Here is a 14,985-nt window from a genome sequence, read left to right as displayed (position 1 = left end):
CGGTCCGGCCGGGCGGTCACCGCCCGCCGCCGCTCCTGCGGCAACGGCAGGGCGGGCAGGCCTCCTCCCCACCCTCGGCAAGGGCCCGCCCCGTTGTCTGCCGCGGCACGCATTTGCTGCGCCCGCCTGTCATGTGGCAGCCGCCGACGTGCACGTACACGGGCAGGTGATCGCGGCCGATGCCGATCTCGAGGACTCAGTCCGGGGGAGTGAGCGGCGGCGCGCTGCTGTTCGACCTTCCGCTGCTCGACAGCGGTGATCCGCTCCCGTACCCGGTGGGGGATCATCAGACCGTCAACACTCAGATCGACGGTCTTGTGCATCGTCGCGCGGCAAGGGCACTCGGCACGCCGCGACGGAGGAGCCGGGCCAGAACAGTCGCGCGACCGGCCGGACACGTCCTCGTGTCCTTGCGGCCATCGGGACATCCACATGGTGAACATGGTTTGCGCCACGCCGGGGTGACGGTCATGATCTCTCCCATGATGATCGCGGCAACCCTCCTCGAGGCCTTCTGGCCAGGACGCCGCATGCACGCGTTCGACGGGTTCTGTCGATAGGGCTGCCGGCGCCGCCGCCCCCTGGTCACCGCTCGATCGCCCCAAACGCTGATCCACGCCCCACCAGGGCCTGACAGGTGAATCCGGCCACGGCGAACGTGGCCCCTTGTCGATTCACGACAGGTTTCGCGCCGTGCTCACCCGGCCGCCCCGCACCCCTTTCCGCGCGCCCCCGCACGGCCTGTGCCGCCGTCGGCCGCGTTCACAGCCGTCCCTCCGCCGCAGGCCAGGCGCCGTTCGTGCGCCCGCTACGTGATCCTCCCGGAGATTTCGCATGCCCGCCACGTCATCCTCCCCACCCTCCGCCACCCCGCCCGGCCCGACCGCGGACTCCGCGCCCGCGGGCACCGAAGACGCAGCGCCGGAGCCCGACCACCCTGACGCCCCCGCCCGGTCCGATGCCCCCGTGGGCCGCCCCCCGGCCCGCGGACGCACCCGGACGCTGCGGGCGCGACTGCGGCGCGCAGGCGTCCGGCTGATCGCCCTGCTGGTGCTTTTCGCGCTGTGGCAACTGGCGGTCGCGGTGGGGAACTGGCCGCGTGCGCTCGTGCCGCCACCCGCGGACGTGGCGCGCGCGCTGGTGGAGACCTCCACGACCCACGACGGCGTACGCGGTTACCAGGGCCATTACCTGATCGAGCATCTGGGCGTCAGCCTGCGGCGCATCCTGGTCGGTTCGCTCATCGGCGTCTCGGCGGGGCTCGGGCTCGGCCTGCTGCTGGGTACCGTGACCTGGCTGCGCGTGGTGGTCGAGCCCTGGGTGACCTTCGTGCGGACGCTGCCCCCGCTCGCCTACTACAGCCTGCTCGTCATCTGGTTCGGCTTCGAGGAGCAGCCGAAGATCTGGCTGCTCGCGCTCGCCGCCCTGCCTCCGGTGGCGGTGGCCACCGCCACCGCCGTGGCAGGGGCTCCGGCCGCGCTGGTGGAGGCCGCGCAGGCGCTCGGCGCGCGGCGGGCGCAGGTGACGTGGGCCGTGACCTTGCCGGCGGCGTTGCCCGAGGTCCTGACCGGTGTGCGGCTCGCGGTCGGTATCGCGTACTCCTCGGTCGTCGCCGCCGAGACCATCAACGGCCTCCCCGGCATCGGCGGCATGGTCCGCGACGCGCAGCGCTACAACCAGAGCGACGTGGTGATCCTGGGCCTGTTCGCCATCGGCCTGTCCGGGCTGCTCATCGACGGCCTGCTGCGCACGGCGGAGCGCCGCCTCGTCCCCTGGCGCGGACGCGCCTGACGCACCGTCACTGAATTTCCCTCCATCCCCGATACCCCTGTGAAGACAAGGAAGATCCATGTCCCGGATGTCACGTGCACGACAGACCGTCGCGCTTGCCGCCCTTCTCTCACTGACCTGGCTGACCACCGCGTGCGGCGGTGGCTCGACCGCCGGTGACGACGCCTCGGGCGGCGGCAAGGACACCGTCCGCATCGCCTACCAGGCGTTCCCCAGCGGCGATCTGATCGTCAAGGACCAGCGCTGGCTGGAGAAGGCGCTGCCGGGGTACCGCATCGACTGGACCAAGTTCGACTCCGGCGCGAGCATCAACACCGCCTTCCTCGCCGAGAGCGTGGACATCGCCGCGATCGGCTCCAGCCCGGTGGCCCGGGGTCTGTCCGCCCCGCTGAACATCCCCTACAAGGTGACCTGGGTGCTCGACGTCGCCGGCGACAACGAAGCCCTGGTCGTCCGCAAGGACACCAGGATCACCTCGGTGAAGGACCTCGCCGGCAAGAAGATCGCCACTCCCTTCGGCTCCACGTCCCACTACAGCCTGCTCGCCGCCCTGAAGCGGGCCGGCCTGAACCCGGGGGAGGTCGACATCGTCGATCTCGAGCCGCAGGACATCCTCGCCGCCTGGACGCGGGGCGACATCGACGGGGCGTACATCTGGCTGCCCACCCTCAAGGACCTTCAAAAGAGCGGGACCACCCTGACCACCAGCCGCGAGCTGGCCAAGGCGGGCAAGCCCACCCTCGACCTCGGGGTGGCGTCCAACGCCTTCATCGACAAGCATCCCGACGTCCTCGCCGCCTGGCGCAAGGCGCAGGCGCGTGCCCTGGACCTCATCACCGAGCGGCCCGACGAAGCCGCCGCCGCGGTGGGCCGCCAGCTGGGCATACCGAAGGCGCAGGCCGCCGAGCAGCTCGCGCAGGGCGAGTTCCTGCGCCCCGCAGAGCTCGCCGGTCCTCGGTGGATCGGCACCCCCGGCAATGTCGGAGAACTGGCCGGAAACCTCCACGACGCCGCGGAGTTCCTGCACTCCCAGAAGCAGATCGGCGCTGTCCCGGAGCCGGCCACGCTGGAGAAGGCCGTGTACGCGGAGGGGTTGAGCGATGCCGTCGGTTCCTGACACCGCGCCCGGCGCCCGGCCGCCGGCTCCGTCCGAACCGGCGCACGTGGCGGTCCACAACGTCATCCACACCTACGGTGGCGCGGCCGGTGTGCCGGCCCTCGGGCCGCTGACCCTGCGGATCCCGGACGGGGGGTTCCTCGTCCTGGTCGGACCGTCGGGCTGCGGGAAGAGCACGCTGCTGCGCCTGATCGCCGGCTTCGAGCAGCCGACGGACGGCACGATCACGGTCGCCGGGCAGCCCCCGAGGCCGGGGCGGCAGGCTGGAGTTGTCTTCCAGCAGCCGCGGCTGTTCCCGTGGCGCACGGTGCGAGGCAACGTCGAGTCGGCCCTGCGCTACGCGGGCGTCCCGCGGGCCGAGCACCGGGACCGGGCGGAGGCGCTGCTCCAGCGCGTCGGCTTGGCACAGACCGGCGACCGGCGCACCTGGGAGATCTCCGGCGGGCAGCAACAGCGGGTGGCCATCGCCCGGGCGCTCGCCGTCGACACCCCGCTGCTGCTGCTCGACGAGCCCTTTGCCGCCCTCGACTCGCTGACCCGCGAGCGACTGCAGGAAGATCTGCGGCAGGTGACCGCAGGTACCGGCACCACCGTCGTCCTCGTCACGCACAGTGTGGACGAGGCGGTCTTCCTCGCCAGCCGCACGGTCGTTCTCAGTGCCCGGCCGGGCCGCATCGTCCTCGACCTGCCCATCGACCTGCCGCGCGCCGGTCGCGACCCCGATGAGCTCAGGGGCCTGCCCGAGTACGCCGCCTGCCGCAAGCGGATCGGCCACGCCGTCCGAGCGGCCGCCGCGCAGCCCACGACCTGACGCACCCCACACAACATCCCTCGAAAGGCATACGGCGATGACAGTCCTCGACACATCGGTCGCCTCCAAGAAGGCGCTGCCGGGCATCGAACCGCTCGGCCCGCGCATCGGCGCCGACGTCCACGGCCTCGATCTGGCATCGGCCACCGACGAGCAACTGCGCGCGCTGCGCGCGGCACTGGTCGAGCACAAGGTGCTCTTCCTGGCCGACCAGCGGCTCGATCCCGACATCCAGGTCGCGCTCGGCCGGCGCCTCGGCGAGCTGACCGCCTCCCATCCGGTCGTACCGGGTGTCGACGAAGCGCACCCGGAAATCTACGCACTCGACGCCGCCGACAACGGATTCGCCGATGTCTGGCACACCGACGTGACCTTCGTCAGGCGGCCGCCGCTGGGCTCGATCCTGCGGGCCGTACAGGTCCCGGCGGCCGGGGGCGACACGAACTGGGCGGACCTGGAGCTGGCCTACGAGTCGCTGTCCGAGCCGTTCAAGCAGCTCGCCGACCAGTTGATCGCGGTGCACGACGGGACCCGCGAGTTCGGCTACTACCTCGCCCAGCAGCGCGGTGGGGTCGGCAACGAGTGGGACGGCGAACGCTACAACGCCCTCGAACCGGTGGAACACCCCGTCGTTCGGGTGCACCCCGAGACCGGACGCAGGTCCCTGTTCGTGAACCCGGGCTTCACCTCCCACATCGTCGGCGTCTCCGCCGCCGAGAGCAGACACATCCTCGACGTGTTCTACGCACACATCACCAAGCCCGAGCACCTGGTGCGGCACCGCTGGCGCGAGGGCGATGTCGCTCTGTGGGACAACCGGTCCACGGCCCACTACGCCAACCGCGACTACGGCGACTTCCGGCGGATCATGCACCGCGTCACCCTGCGCGGCGACGAGCCATGGGGGCCCGCCCGTTCACGCGAGACCGTGCTGGACCACAACGCGGCCGGCTCCGCGCCCGCCTGACGATCGGCTGATCGGCCACCACAATTTCCTGCCGGGAATCGGACAGCTCGAGGACCGGGCCGACGCCATCTGGACCGGCACAGGCTGCCGCCCTGCCGGCGCCAGTCACCCGGACGTACAGGACACGCACGGCCCCCTACCTCCTGGCCGTCGTCGCCGCGCTGGAGGCCGTTGGCCTCACATCGCCGACTGCGGCCTCTGCACCGATGAGGACCGGCGTATGCACGTCACCCTTGCGTTCGGCCCCGACAACGACCCCCACCGTGTCCGTGCGTGGCTCTACCCTGCCGGACGGGAGGACAGAGGAGGAGTCATGCGACGGACAGCGGTGATCCTGGTGGCGGCGTTTCTCGTCTGCCCGGCCTGGAAGAGCCCGGCGGTCACCGGACAGCCCCCTACGGGAGCGTGTCCGGCAGGGGACGGGGCAGGCCGTCGGCAGAGCCCGCCGTGTACATCGACCAGATCCTTGCCGCGGCACCGTCACCGGCGCCGTCCAGCGTCACCTGCTTCTGCGACGTCGCGTCTTCACCGAACAGCGCGAGCGAGGTGACGAGTTCGGGGGAGCCGCCCACGAACCAGTCGGCCTTCCTGTCGTCCGAGGGACCGCCGACGGTCACGGTCTGCGCCGGCCGGGCGCCCGGTGCGGGGCTCACGACGGAGAACCGGCCGTTGCCGAGCGACGACTTCTCTCCGTACGACGCGGTGACTGTGCCCGCGGTCTCGGGGCGCACCACCTGCCCGCCGACCGAGGGCGGCAGCTGTGTCGCTTCACCCGCCCGCTCCGCCGCCTTCACGATCGAGGGCGTGACCTTCTTCCCGTCGTGGGAGAGCGTGGCGTAAACACCCGCCATCTCCAGTGGGCTGACGCCCATCAGCCCGAGTGTCGTAGCGCCGGGTGCGGCGAAACCGCTCGCCTGCGGACTTATGCCCAGGTCCGTCGCGGTCCGGCGGATCTGCGCCGGGTCCGCGAGACCTCTGTTCTCCCACTTGGCCTCGGCGGCGGCCGCCAGGGCGACCGGGGCGAACGTCGGTCCGGCCTGGTAGTCGGAGCGGAGCGAATTGTTGAGGTAGTGCTTCAGATAGTCCCTGCCCCCGTATAGGGCCACGATGTGCCCGCTCCTGGGGTCCACCGACACCGCCCCCGCCTGCCGGTCGGAGCCGTCTGCCGCTCCGGACGCCGAGCCGTCGGCACCCGGGCCGCCGTCCAGCCCGGCGGCGACGGCGTTCTCCAGAGCCCGCTGCCGGGCCGGGTCGATGTTGAGGGTGATCCGCCAGCCTCCGCCCGCCAGATCCTGCTCGCTGATGCCCGAGGCCATCAGCTCCCGCCGTGCCGCGTCGACCAGATAGCCGTTCTGGCCCGCGAGCCCCTGTACCGGCTTCGGGTCCAGGGGCACGGGAAAGCGCATGCTCTGCCGGCGGGCCGGGTCCAGCCAGCCTTCCTCCACCATGTTGTCCAGGACGTAGTTCCAGCGCGCCACCACCAGCCGCCTGCCGCCGGGCGTGGCTACGGCCCAGTCGTACTGGCTCGGGGCCTGCAGCAGCGCCGCCAGATACGCCCCCTGCTCGACGGTGAGGTCGTCGGACTCCTTGCCGTAGTAGGCCCGTGACGCGGCCTGCACTCCGTACGCCAGCCGCCCGTAGTAACTGGTGTTGAGATAGCCGGCGAGTATGTCGTCCTTGGAGGTCTGCCGGTCGACCTTCAGGGAGATGACCAGTTCCTTCACCTTGCGCGTGATGGTCTGGTCCTGGCTCAGGTAGTAGTTCTTCACATACTGCTGGGTGATCGTCGAACCGCCCTGTTTGCCGCGCCCCGCCACGGTGTTGAGGATGCCGCGTGCGGTGCCGCTGAGCGAGACGCCGGAGTCGCTGTAGAAGTCCCTGTTCTCGGCGGCGACGAACGCACGCTGCACATCCTTCGGCACCCGGTCGATCGGCACGGACTCGCGGTTGATGTCGCCGGTACGCGTGAGCCGCGTGCCGTCGCTGTAGAGATAGACGTTGCTCTGGGCCTTCGCCAGATCGTTGGCCCTCGGGATGTCGATAGCGAAGTACAGCACCGTGAACCCGCCGACGAGCAGAGCGCCCACGGTCACCACCCCCGCGAGCAGGCGTCGCCAGGTGAACAGCCGGCGTATCCCCGTACGCGCCCCCGCCCTCGGCCGGGGGCGCGTACCGCCGCGGCGGAAGGTGCCCCGCCGGGCCGCCGGAGCCGTTCTCGGGCCGTCCGGCGGCGCGCCGGTCTCCGCAACGTCGTTGCCGAGGACCAGGAATTGCTGCTCCACGGTTCGGTACGGGTTCCGCCTGATACGCATGGGCGCCATCCTCTGTGCCCAAGATCTTCGTCGGGCGGAAGGCCTGCATCGGCCGGGCCTCGGCTGTGCGTCGGGCGTGCATCCCGTCCGTATCAGTCGTGTATCGGCGCCGGGCGGTCGGGCAGCCGCAGTGTGGCGACCGCCCCGCCGCCGGGGCAGTTGGCGAACGACAGCACGGCGCCGATCACCTGGGCCTGGCCCTGGGAGATCGTCAGACCGAGGCCGTGCCCGGTCCCTCGCTCCCGCGCACCTGTGCGGAACCGCTGCGGACCGTCCGTGAGCAGGGACTGCGGGAAGCCGTCGCCCCGGTCGCGTACGCAGACGGTCACCGAGGCGTCCCGCGGATTCCGTGCCACGGTGACGGTGACCGGCGCACGCCCGTGACGGTGTGCATTGACGACGAGATTGGCGACGATGCGCTCCAGCCGGCGCGGATCCGTCCACACGACAGCAGCGTCGTCGTCCGCCCCGCCCGCGGACTCCTCATGGCTCTGCGATCCGTCACCGGACCCCGCCTCCTCGACGACGGTCGTCGCCGCCAGCCCCGTCCGGGCCACCGCCTGCGCCACCGCCGGACCGACCGGGCAGCGGGACGGATCCGCCCGCTCGGCGCCCGCGTCCAGCCGGGATATCTCCAGCAGGTCCTCCACCAACGAGCCCAGCACGCGAACCCGGTCGCGCACATACCCGGCAGCCTCCCCTTCGGGCAGCAGCTCGGCCGCGGTCACCAACCCCATGAGCGGCGTGCGCAGTTCATGCGCCACGTCCGCGGTGAAACGCTGTTCTCCCCGCAGCCGCTGCTGGAGCGCCGCGGCCATCGTGTCCACGGCCGCTGAGATCTCGGCGATCTCGTCCTGCGGGCGCGGCGCCGCGGAGATCCTGGCGTCGAGGTCGCCGTCGGCGATGCGGCGCGCCGTACCCGCCGCCGTACGGAGCCGGCGACTCATCCGCCCCGCGCTGAGCACACCCAGCGGCAGAACGACAGCGGTGGTGAGCACGCCCGCCACGACGATGTTCGTGTCCAGTGCGGCGAGATCCCGCATCGTCACGCCCAGGTCGACGCGTACGGACAGGACCTGACCACCCGCAGGCCGGGCCGCCCACATCGCCGGACCGCGCGCGCCCGTGGTGAACTCGGTGCCCTGGTGTCCCCGTGCGACCAGCGCGCCCAGGGAGCGGGGCAGCCCTCGCGCGTCCAGTTCCGCGCCCGAACCCTGCACCGAACCGGTGCGGGCGTAGATGACGGCGGCCCGGTCGAGCGTGGTGCGAGCCGCGTCCCGCGCCTGCGACAGCTCCCGGTCGCGCGACGCATGGTGCACCAGCACACCGACGGCGGTCGCCACGGCGCAGATCGCCACGGCGACCAGGGCGGCGATCCGCCAGCGCAGAGCCATATCAGCGCCGGAGCTTGTAGCCGAAGCCGCGGACCGTCTCGATCCGTTCGGCGCCTATCTTGGCCCGCAGCCGCTGCACATGGAGGTCGACGACGCGGGTGTCGCCGTGCCAGGCGTGGTCCCACACCCGGCTGAGCAGCGTACGGCGCTCCAGTACCACACCGGGACTGGCGGCGAACTCGAGCAGCATCCGCAGCTCGGTCGGCGTCAGTGCCAGCGTCCGCCCGTCACGCCGTACCTCCATGCCCCGGGTGTCGATCGTCAGATCGCCGAAGGTCACCGTGGTGCCGTCGGTGTCCCCGGCCGTGCCGTCCCGCCCGGCGAACGTGTCCGGCGAGAAGGAGGCACGACGCAGCAGCGAACGGATCCGGGCGACGAGGACAGCGCTCTCGCACGGTTTGACCACGTAGTCGTCGGCACCCGCCTCGAGGCCGGACACCACGTCGAGAGTGTCGCCGCGCGCGGACATCATCAAGATCGGGGCGAGGCTGAACTCCCGGACCCGGCGGCACAGTCCGATGCCGTCCAGATCGGGCAGCATGACATCGAGGAGCAGCAGATCCGGATCGGTCTCGCGGAAGATCTCCAGCCCGGTCAGTCCGTCGGCGGCGGTCGCCACGGTGAACCCGTAACGTTCGAGCAGCATGCGGACGGTGTTGCGGATCACCTCGTCGTCCTCGACGAGCAGCAGTCTGGCCTCGGCCGGCGCGCCGGGCGCGGAGAGCCGGTGGTGTGTCATCGGGGCGTCCTTGTCTTTGGAGCTGTGCTGTGCCCGGAATCCGCACCGGGCCCTGCCGTGGGACCGGCCGGATCGTCGTTCGGTGCGACGGCCGCCATCACCGTGCCGTTCCAGCGGTAGCGCGTGGTGAACCGGCCGTCCCGGCCGGTGGAGGTGATCACCAGATCGTGGCCGAACGTCTCGCCGGTGATCCCGAGCTGGCCCCAGGCGATCAATATCGGGCGCACCGTGCCGCCCGACGCCCGGTAGACCTGAACGAGTGTCAACGAGGCATTGGGCTCGTCGAAAGCGACCACCAGCTCGTCCTGTCCGTCACCGGTCAGCTCGCGGAACACCGGCTTGCGCAGCCCGCACTGTGCTCCGGGGCAGTCCGTCAGCGCGGCCCTGACCAGATTCGGAACGTTGGGGTCCTTGTCCAGCAGATCTGGCACCGACACCGCGCGGAGACCGTCAGCGGGCACGGCGACCGAGGGCACGGCCTCGTACTGCCGGTACGTGGGACTGGGCTCACCCGCCGACGGCGGCACGGGCGGCTCGTACTGCGGCCACAGCGGCGAAGCGCGCACCGGCGGCGACAGCGTCGGCGCGGGGCCGCCGTCCCGCACTCCCGCGTGCGATGTGCAGGACACCAGCGCCGCCGCGGCCGTGACGGCGGCCAGAACGACGGCTGCGGCGTGGCCGGTGCGGGGGAGACCGGTGCGGTGGAAGCGGAGCATAGGCGCCACAGCCTAACCGTGCGTTCCCCGCTCCCGAACGGTGGTTCGGGAGTGACCCCGGCAACCCTCGTGCCGGACCGGCGGCTTCACCGACGTCCAAGTCGACGGTGCGCGCGTGCACCGGCCCTCGCCGGCCGAACCGCTGTCACAGCGGGCCGGCCATATCCGGGAGGGGGGAGTACGACGACGGGGGCGGCGTGAACGGGCGGGACGAACCGCGGGCGAAGTCCCCGCGCAGGCTGTTGCGGATGGACGACGTGGCCCGCGGGACCGGTCTCCTGCCGCGTCTGCGAACCGGAGTCGCAGCAGGGCTGCCACGAGGACCGCGCGGTGCGCTCCCGACGGCAGCGCGGCCGCGTCATCGCGGCATGCGCCGCAGCCGTCGCGTTCCTGCTCGCATTCCCCTCAGCCCTCCCCAACTCGGGTCGGCGGCTGGGCAGTCTGCTGGAATCGTTCCTGCCGTGGCGCGGTCTTGCCGTCTCCGCCCTGCTCGCTGCCGCGCTGCTGCGTCGCTCGGCGACGGCGCTCGCCGTGGTGCTGCTGCCCGTCCGGCGGGACGGCCGGCACCGCGAGATCGACGAGGGCAGCGCCCCGGCCCCTGACCGGCCTGCGCGCCACCCCCGGGCGGATCCGCCCCGACCTGGCCTGAGCCGCTAGCTGCTTGTTCCCTCTCCGGGGGGTATTCGCCACGGATCGGTGAGCCCGAGCTCCGGGCCGCCGGGGCGAGACCCGCGTAGGCGGCGAGGTGGTCGGCGGTCGGGAAGGTGCTGCCGTCGCCGACCGGTTCGCCGCCGTCCTTGAGGACATCGCCACCAACGGCCTGCCCGACTCCGAGCAGTGCACGCCGTGGGAGGAACTGCGCGAGGCCCACCTCACCCGTCTCGCCGCTCAGCGCCCGGCCGTTGCCTGATGAGCCCCGCGGCGCGCCCGTATCACCTTCTCCGACTCCGCCGCGAAGCAGCTGGAGAAACAGTCCGGGATTCACGCCCTGGACCGCGCTCTGGTCGTCGTCTCCGTCGACCCGGACGTCGGTGAGCCGCTCCCCGGCGACACCGCTGGCCCTCAGCCCCCTGGCGACGACGCAGTGCTGGCCCACCGACCACGACGGGCAGGTCGTGAAGAAGGTGGGAGGGTCTCGACGGGGCGCGGGGCATGGCCGAGTCGGCCGACGCGTCCACCCTGTACGTGGCGCTCCCGGACGCTGACGCGATCTCCGTCATCGACACCGCGACCTTGACGAGACGCGGCGCATCCCAACCGGGCCGACACCGAACCGGAGAGCCTCGCCGTCGTCGGCGGCCGGCTGTTCTTCGGCTACCAGGCCACCGTCTTCGACGCTGGCAAGGGTCGGTCGCCATCGCCGAGGCGACCCCGACCGTCAGCCTCGACGACAACCCCGTCTGGTACGGCAAGCCGCGACTCGCCTCGTCGCCGGGCGCGCCCGACCGGCTCGTCGCCGCGAGAGCTGCCGTCCGCCGCACGAGCCCTTGCGTAGGCGGGCGGCCTGGCTGTCGGTCTCCTCCGGGATCGTGTGCCGGGCGCCCCGGCGCCGCAGGTACTCGCCGCAAGGCCCGTTGCTGTAGGCCTCATCCGCTGCCGGGCCGTCCGGTTTCCTGCGGTGCCTGTCCGGCCCGATCCGCGAGACGCGGATCTTCTCCAGCACGGGCTTGAACTGCGCTCAGTCACGTTCCGCTCGGCATCGATGCATCTTCCTTGATCAGGAGTTACACCGCACGGTTTGCAGTCCCGATTCTGGTCAGCCGGCCCGGCTTCGCAGGCCGGGATTCATCCGCGCCGCGAGGAGGTCTCCGCGCGGGTCGGTGCCTGTTCCCTGGTGCTCCGGACCCGGGCCTCGGTCACGGCCCGATGGAGGAGCCGGGACAGGCGCTGTTCGGCGTCGGGGGCGGTGAGCAGGACTCGGAGGGCGTGTTCGAGGTGGTGGTGGCCGGGGCCGTGCCACCACAGCATGTCGGCGATGCGGGCGAGAGTCGTCGTGGTACGGGCTCGGGCGAGCCGGTGGGCCCGGGCGTGGCAGGCCGCGCTGCGGCGTTCAAGGTGCCGAGAGCCGGGCCGCACGCGGCGGGCGGCGTCCACGACCGTGCCCACCAGCAGGGGACCGTAGGAGCGGTCGGCGGGGTCCGCGTCGGCGAGATCGGCGGCCAGCGGCCACAGGGTGTGGCGGGTGGTGTCGTCGACGGCGTCGTTGACCGCACGGGCGAGCGCGGCGAGTACCGGATGGGTGCCGGGCGGGCGGTCGGTGAAGCGGCCGGTGGCCAGCAGGGAGGCCGCCTCCATCAGGCAGGCGCCGTCGTCGGGGTGCAGATGGGTGAAGCGGCCTGGCACGGGGAGGCCGTCGGGGAGTCCCGCGCGTGGTGGCCTGCCCGACTTGGGTGTGGGTGGGGTGGGCATCGTGGGCCTCCGCTGAGGTTACAGGCCAGTGATGGCATCCAGGATCAGGTAGAGGGCGGCGGCGGGCAGCCCGGCTCCGGGGAAGGTGAGGACCCACGCGGTGCCGATGGAACGGGCCACCTGCCAGCGCACGGCCTTGATGCGCCGGGTCGCGCCGGCGCCCAGGATGGCCGCGGTGATCGTCTGGGTGGTGGAGATCGGGGCCTTGAAGACGAACGCGGTGGTGTAGAGGACGGCCGTGGCGGCGGTCTCGGCGGCGAAGCCGCGCGGCGGGTCGAGGTGGACGATGCGCCGGCCGAGGGTGGTGATGATGCGACGTCCGCCGCTGTAGGTGCCGGCGGCCATCGCCGCGGCCACGGCCGCGATCACCCAAAGGGGTACGGAGTAGTCGTCCTGCCATCCCGCCGTGACCATCGCGAGGACGATGACGCCCATGGTCTTCTGCGCGTCCTGCAACCCGTGTCCGAGGCCCATGGCGGCGGCTGAGATGGTCTGCGCCATACGGAAGCGGCGGGTGACGGGGCGCGGGGCGGAGCGGCGGAACGCCCACAGAATAATCGTGTGCAGTGTGTAGCCGAGGGCCACGCCGACCAGCGGGGACAGCAGCATGGGCAGCAGGACCTTGTCCACAATGCCGGTCCAGTGCACGGTGGCGGAGGCGGCGAGGGCGGCACCGACCAGTCCGCCGATCAGGGCGTGGGAGGACGAGGTCGGCAGGCCCCGCCACCAGGTGAAGATGTTCCAGCCGATCGCGCCGATGAGCGCGCACATCACCAGCAGCAGGCCCGACAGTTCCTTAGGCGCACCGATGATGCCGCTGCCGACGGTCTTGGCGACCTCGGTGCCCAGGAAAGCGCCGAGGAAGTTCATCACGGCTGCCATGGCCAGGGCGATGCGGGGCGTGAGGGCCCGGGTGGAGATGGAGGTGGCGATCGCGTTCGCGGCGTCGTGGAAGCCGTTGGTGAAGTCGAACGTCAGTCCCACAATGATGATCAGCACGACCAGAGTGAGCTCCATGGCCGGATCACCTTTCGCCACGCAAACGGTCACAGCACCGGACGGCCGCAGGCGCCCTCGCCCTGTCTCCATCCTGCCGTGAAAAACCCCCGGGAGCCGGGCACGGACACGCGACACGCACATCAGCGGCTTCGACGACCCGGACACCACGTGCGCCGGACCGACCGACACCGCGGAGCTGTGCTTCAACGCCGTGAGGGTGCCGAACACCCATGAGATCGGCGAGGTCGACCAGGCTTTCCTCCACATGATGGAGCGGCTGCCCCAGGAACGCCACGGCGGCGGCTCGGTGCGTGAGCACCACCGGGACCACGACGGTTGGACAACAGCGGCCCGGTCTCCACGTTCGTGGAGACCGGGCCTGGGCAGGTGACCGCCTCAGAACTGCAAGAGCTGCGGCACCTTTCCTTCCATCAGACAGCGGTTGGCGAAGGTCTCCTCGTAGGAGAGGCGGCGGCCCTCCCACACGCCGTCGACCGTGACGGTCACCGGGTCGTAGATCTGCGGACACAGGCGCTGGTTGCTGTCCTCGATGAGCAGAGCCGGCCGGCCGTCGACGCTGCGCAGCTCGGCACAGGCGCCACGTGCGTCGGGGTGGTCCCCGCCGGGTGCCGGACTGCACTGCAGCGTCACCGCCCGCTGCATCGTCGCTGCCGCCGCGTTCTCTCCCTGCCCGACGGCCAGCACCATCGCCGAGGGAGCGTACAAGCTGCTCGGTCGTGCCGACTCGGCGTGGGCCGGGCCCGCAAGAAGGACGGTCGAGCACGCCACCAGCCCTGCGGCTGCCATGGCCTTTCCTGCGCGGTGTCGCATGGAGCACTCCTTTGCTCGAAGGCGTCTGCCGATACGAGCAGCGTTGCGCACGCATGAGTCAAAAGCACACGGTAGACCACTATTTCGGACGCGCGCTGTGGGTAAGCCCTGTCTGATTCGCGCATCGTTGCAGCTCACCAGCACAGCAGCTCCCTCGATCCACGGGGCCACAACTGCACCACCCGCCTGACGCGTTGCCGCCCCGTTCTTCTCACCAGCAGCGCAAGGGGCACATGCTCGCGCACCGGCTGCCTCACCTCGGCCGAAAAGTCCCCCTTCGCCCCTGCCGGCCGCTGCCCGACGGCCAAGAGTGACGTCATGCCCTACGCCCCTCATTCTGAAACGATCAGTTAGCGGCATCCGCCACAGTCTCGACGTACTTGCCGGCGCCTGGCTGGAACCCCACATCAGCTGCGAGCCCATCCCGCACTTGGCGGTCTGCTGCCCTGGGCAGAGTCGGACGAGAGCGACAAGTTCATGTGGAGCACCACCGGAGACACCCCGCAGGACTGGATCGTTACCGTCGCTTCCCGTGGCGGAGTGTGGTGGCACTACAGCGGCGGCGCAGTTCAGTGCCTCGCCGAGTACTGCGACGGGACGGTGGAACCCTGGGCACTGCCGCCGGTCGTCCCCGAAGTGAACCGCTGCTGAGCAAGCGGCAGAGGGTCCCCACCTGGCCGGCCGTCCCTGGCGGCCCTTCGGTGGTCACTAGGCGACGGGTCGTGGCTCACCTTTCGCATGAGGAAGGGTTTCCCGGTGCTCACAGCCCCTGGCCCGGATCATCAGGCACCCGTCCGGCACCGTAACCGGCGGGGTGGGGGCGTAGCTGCGGGAAGAGATCGTTCAGGCGTCGATTTCGCTGATGGTGCGTACCGGCTCGGCCGGTCGGTGCTCCTGCG

General features: G+C 71.3%; 15 protein-coding genes and 1 pseudogene. 7 read left to right on the top strand and 9 right to left on the bottom strand.

Annotation, left to right across the window (positions count from 1 at the left end):
- Nucleotides 1-16: 16 nt before the first annotated feature.
- Complete coding sequence (locus QFZ82_RS39645; protein ID WP_373429390.1) at nucleotides 17-187, bottom strand: DUF6233 domain-containing protein; 171 nt, start codon at nucleotides 185-187, stop codon at nucleotides 17-19.
- A 779-nt stretch (nucleotides 188-966) separates the two neighbouring features.
- Between QFZ82_RS39645 and QFZ82_RS02490 the strand changes: the two genes are divergently transcribed.
- The 4 genes from QFZ82_RS02490 (at nucleotide 967) to QFZ82_RS02475 (ending at nucleotide 4,686) form a co-directional block, all read left to right on the top strand.
- A complete protein-coding gene (locus QFZ82_RS02490) occupies nucleotides 967-1,791 on the top strand; it encodes an ABC transporter permease (RefSeq protein ID WP_373429224.1) in 825 nt (274 codons plus the stop codon).
- Nucleotides 1,792-1,858: 67 nt separating this feature from the next.
- A complete protein-coding gene (locus tag QFZ82_RS02485) occupies nucleotides 1,859-2,908 on the top strand; it encodes an ABC transporter substrate-binding protein (protein WP_307711524.1) in 1,050 nt (349 codons plus the stop codon).
- Nucleotides 2,892-3,719 (top strand): ABC transporter ATP-binding protein, encoded by an 828-nt coding sequence (locus QFZ82_RS02480; protein WP_307711523.1) that lies wholly within the window; start codon nucleotides 2,892-2,894, stop codon nucleotides 3,717-3,719. Before QFZ82_RS02485 ends, QFZ82_RS02480 begins: the two co-directional genes overlap by 17 nt.
- 37 nt (nucleotides 3,720-3,756) lie before the next feature.
- Nucleotides 3,757-4,686 carry a TauD/TfdA family dioxygenase gene (locus QFZ82_RS02475; RefSeq protein ID WP_307711522.1) on the top strand — a complete coding sequence of 310 codons (930 nt, stop codon included), beginning with the start codon at nucleotides 3,757-3,759 and terminating at the stop codon, nucleotides 4,684-4,686.
- Between the two features lie 395 nt (nucleotides 4,687-5,081).
- Here the strand turns inward: QFZ82_RS02475 and QFZ82_RS02470 are convergent, their stop codons facing one another.
- The 4 genes from QFZ82_RS02470 to QFZ82_RS02455 all read right to left on the bottom strand — a co-directional run bounded on the left by QFZ82_RS02470 (nucleotide 5,082) and on the right by QFZ82_RS02455 (nucleotide 9,847).
- Nucleotides 5,082-6,998: a transglycosylase domain-containing protein gene (locus QFZ82_RS02470; protein ID WP_307711521.1), complete on the bottom strand. Its 1,917-nt coding sequence runs from the start codon at nucleotides 6,996-6,998 to the stop codon at nucleotides 5,082-5,084.
- Nucleotides 6,999-7,090: 92 nt separating this feature from the next.
- The gene (locus QFZ82_RS02465) at nucleotides 7,091-8,392 is read right to left on the bottom strand and encodes a HAMP domain-containing sensor histidine kinase (protein ID WP_307711520.1); all 1,302 of its coding nucleotides are present in this window, start codon (nucleotides 8,390-8,392) and stop codon (nucleotides 7,091-7,093) included.
- A gap of 1 nt (nucleotide 8,393) precedes the next feature.
- A complete protein-coding gene (cseB, locus tag QFZ82_RS02460; protein WP_307711519.1) occupies nucleotides 8,394-9,131 on the bottom strand; it encodes a two-component system response regulator CseB in 738 nt (245 codons plus the stop codon).
- The gene (locus tag QFZ82_RS02455; RefSeq protein WP_307717595.1) at nucleotides 9,128-9,847 is read right to left on the bottom strand and encodes a hypothetical protein; all 720 of its coding nucleotides are present in this window, start codon (nucleotides 9,845-9,847) and stop codon (nucleotides 9,128-9,130) included. Before QFZ82_RS02455 ends, cseB begins: the two co-directional genes overlap by 4 nt.
- Before the next feature lie 330 nt (nucleotides 9,848-10,177).
- On the opposite strand from QFZ82_RS02455, the gene QFZ82_RS02450 reads away from it, so the two are divergent.
- The gene (locus QFZ82_RS02450) at nucleotides 10,178-10,504 is read left to right on the top strand and encodes a hypothetical protein (protein WP_307711518.1); all 327 of its coding nucleotides are present in this window, start codon (nucleotides 10,178-10,180) and stop codon (nucleotides 10,502-10,504) included.
- On the opposite strand, the pseudogene QFZ82_RS02445 reads toward QFZ82_RS02450, so the two are convergent.
- A pseudogene (locus QFZ82_RS02445) lies at nucleotides 10,502-10,610 on the bottom strand (transposase); the annotation flags it as partial. The gene QFZ82_RS02450 and the pseudogene QFZ82_RS02445 overlap by 3 nt on opposite strands.
- Between QFZ82_RS02445 and QFZ82_RS02440 the strand changes: the two are divergent.
- Nucleotides 10,593-10,757, top strand: coding sequence for a hypothetical protein (locus tag QFZ82_RS02440; RefSeq protein ID WP_307717982.1), 165 nt, complete (start codon nucleotides 10,593-10,595; stop codon nucleotides 10,755-10,757). The pseudogene QFZ82_RS02445 and the gene QFZ82_RS02440 sit on opposite strands and share 18 nt — an antisense overlap.
- An 875-nt stretch (nucleotides 10,758-11,632) precedes the next feature.
- Here QFZ82_RS02440 and QFZ82_RS02435 read toward each other — a convergent pair.
- The 3 genes from QFZ82_RS02435 to QFZ82_RS02425 all read right to left on the bottom strand — a co-directional run bounded on the left by QFZ82_RS02435 (nucleotide 11,633) and on the right by QFZ82_RS02425 (nucleotide 14,086).
- Nucleotides 11,633-12,256 carry a hypothetical protein gene (locus tag QFZ82_RS02435; RefSeq protein ID WP_307711517.1) on the bottom strand — a complete coding sequence of 208 codons (624 nt, stop codon included), beginning with the start codon at nucleotides 12,254-12,256 and terminating at the stop codon, nucleotides 11,633-11,635.
- A gap of 18 nt (nucleotides 12,257-12,274) precedes the next feature.
- Complete coding sequence (locus QFZ82_RS02430; protein WP_307711516.1) at nucleotides 12,275-13,273, bottom strand: inorganic phosphate transporter; 999 nt, start codon at nucleotides 13,271-13,273, stop codon at nucleotides 12,275-12,277.
- A 378-nt stretch (nucleotides 13,274-13,651) separates the two neighbouring features.
- Entirely contained in the window at nucleotides 13,652-14,086 is a 435-nt protein-coding gene (locus QFZ82_RS02425) for a subtilase-type protease inhibitor (protein ID WP_307711515.1), read from the bottom strand.
- Nucleotides 14,087-14,563: 477 nt separating this feature from the next.
- On the opposite strand from QFZ82_RS02425, the gene QFZ82_RS02420 reads away from it, so the two are divergent.
- On the top strand, nucleotides 14,564-14,737 hold the full coding sequence (locus QFZ82_RS02420) for a hypothetical protein (protein WP_307711514.1): 174 nt from the start codon (nucleotides 14,564-14,566) through the stop codon (nucleotides 14,735-14,737).
- Nucleotides 14,738-14,985 lie beyond the last annotated feature (248 nt).

Origin of the sequence: Streptomyces sp. V4I23, from assembly GCF_030817975.1 — a bacterium.
Lineage (GTDB): Bacteria > Actinomycetota > Actinomycetes > Streptomycetales > Streptomycetaceae > Streptomyces.
The sequence above is the reverse complement of the archived record's forward strand: the minus strand, read 5'-3'. Positions and strand labels throughout refer to the sequence as shown.